This is a genomic window from Enterobacter cloacae complex sp. S2 (genome assembly GCF_015159675.1).
Lineage (GTDB): Bacteria > Pseudomonadota > Gammaproteobacteria > Enterobacterales > Enterobacteriaceae > Enterobacter > Enterobacter intestinihominis.
The window spans coordinates 1-2,272 of record NZ_JADDTS010000074.1; the positions used below are offsets into that span (position 1 = coordinate 1).

Below are 2,272 nucleotides of genomic sequence, written 5' to 3' on the forward strand. Positions count from 1 at the left end.
GAGTAGAGTAAGAGGCAGGGCGTAGTCGGACTATTTCCCTGCCTCTCCTCCCCGAACCGGACGTGCACCTTTCAGCGCATCCGGCTCTCCATTTAAATGCTGGCGAACGCCATTGCCACTTCTGTAAAGCGCGATGTATACGTGTTTCTGGTCTCCGTCCTCAGATAGGGATTACCTTCGGGTAGCCGCCAGCGGAACAGCTTCTTGCCTTGCCCCACCAACCGGTACAGTATTTCGCCGCTGAGCTTGCCGTGATTGGTTTTACCAAATAAAACCCACGTTTTGCTCTGACCCGGTTTCGGTGATTTACACCACCACCTCATCAGGGAAGCGATACCTGTACGGTATTTGCGGGCCAGCCAGTGAGCCAGCTTCCAGAACACGACACGGTCGATATAACTGAAGACTTTGGCCTTAAAATCAACGAACTGATAGAACATGGCCCAGCCTTTCAGTTTTCGGTTGAGTTGTTCAGCCATATCGACTTTGCTTTCACTGTAGTTGCCTGATAACAGTGCTGTCAGCGATGCGGCGAAGTTTCTGGCTTTCTCCTGCGGGATCGTTGAGACCACTCGCATCTCGCCATAACGACTGCGTTTGCGAATGATCCTGTGCCCCAGAAAGATAAAGCCGTCATTAACATGGGTGATTTTAGTCTTATCCATGTTCAGCCTGAGTTTCAGACTGCCTTCGAGCACACCCCGACACTCCTCCCTGATGGCTTCCGCCTGTGCTTTGGTGCCTTTGACGATGAGGACAAAATCATCGGCATAGCGGCAGTACGCCACCGCGGGTTTCCACTGCCAGTTTTCTCTGACCGCCGTACTTCGGCCCCGTTGGATACTGTTATTCCAGTACCACCGATCTTTTCTGGCTTTCCCGCTCAGGTAGCGCTCATGCAGGTATTGATCGAACTCATTCAGCATGATGTTCGATAATAGCGGCGATATAACACCGCCCTGTGGTACACCTTCACTGGCCGCCCGAAAGAGACCGACATCGATATGTCCCGCCTTGATGGTTTTCCACAGCAGAGTCATGAAACGTGCGTCACTGATCCTGCGGCGTACAGCCTTCATCAGCAGTCGATGATGTACGGTGTCGAAGTAACTGGACAGGTCGCCTTCAATCACCCAGCGTCCCCGGGTTTCACCACAGTCTGTGAGCTGTAATTTCACCGTGCGGATCGCGTGGTGGACACTGCGCTCAGGCCGGAAGCCATATGAGAGCGTATGAAAATCACTCTCCCATATCGGCTCCATCGCCATCAGCATGGCCCGCTGAACAATACGATCCCGCAACGCGGGGATACCCAGTGGTCGCAGTTTGCCGTTGCTTTTAGGGATGTAAACCCGTCTGGCGGGCAAGGGCTGGTAGTGGCCTGAGAGTAATTCATCCCTGAGGATTTGCAGCTCAACAGCCAGTCTGGCCTGTAGCATTGTTTTGTTCACGCCATCAACGCCGGGGGTATGGGCCCCCTTTGATGAAAGCGTGATCCGCGCCGCTTCAGCCAGCCATTCTGGTTGTGTTATCAGACGCAGCAGCCGTTGAATCCGTAGGGACGGATCGGTGGCTGCCCATGTGGCAAGCTTGCGTTGCATTTCGCTGATTATCAAAGGTCTTCACCTCGTTAGGTCAGTTAATTCACGTCGCAAACACATTCAAACTGCTTCCCTTCGCCATGTAATGGGCTTTCCCCATCGCGGACTACTACGGAAGCTCCGCCAGCCAGCGCGTCATCGGAGCCATGCCCCCTTAACATCCGTCGCTGACCTTCCCCGGTTTACCTGCCTGGACTCAGGCATACTGAGGAGGCTGCCCGTCGCACTCTTTATCCTTGCTTGCCGCAAGTTGGCAGAAGTCAGCAACGCAAGCGTGATAGACGCTGCTGCCCCGGTGTTTCGCATACATGTCAAAACACCTTCGACCGGCAGTGCTTACGTATCACTGCCAGTTCCTCCTGCACGGCCTGTCAGATCACGTAGGCCGTGGTGACGTTTTCAACCCACAGAGGCGGATTAACGGGTTCATGTTCTTCAGCCTTTCAGTACTTAACCTTGAGGATCATCTCGGCTTAGTGATCTCGCCTCAATCCCCGTTGTCAGCGGGTTACATCACCCTGCGGGCATGCCGCAGGTCACTGCCGCTCAGGTTCTCCACCGTCACACCCGGTGGGATTGTTGGGTTTCTCATCGTGAGTTACCGGTTCAATATTCCAGACAGACTCGCGGTTCATTTAAGCATCCATGCCCGCCCTGAACTCCGGGCACAC

At 54.2% G+C, this 2,272-nt stretch carries 2 protein-coding genes; one reads left to right on the plus strand and one right to left on the minus strand.

The features are described 5' to 3' along the window. Positions 1–92: 92 nt before the first annotated feature. Entirely contained in the window at positions 93–1,601 is a 1,509-nt protein-coding gene (ltrA, locus tag IPZ49_RS22640) for a group II intron reverse transcriptase/maturase (protein WP_001189111.1), read from the minus strand. A gap of 428 nt (positions 1,602–2,029) precedes the next feature. Between ltrA and IPZ49_RS23290 the strand changes: the two genes are divergently transcribed. Further along, a partial coding sequence (locus IPZ49_RS23290; protein WP_071988032.1) for a hypothetical protein occupies positions 2,030–2,272 on the plus strand: 243 nt, incomplete at its 3' end.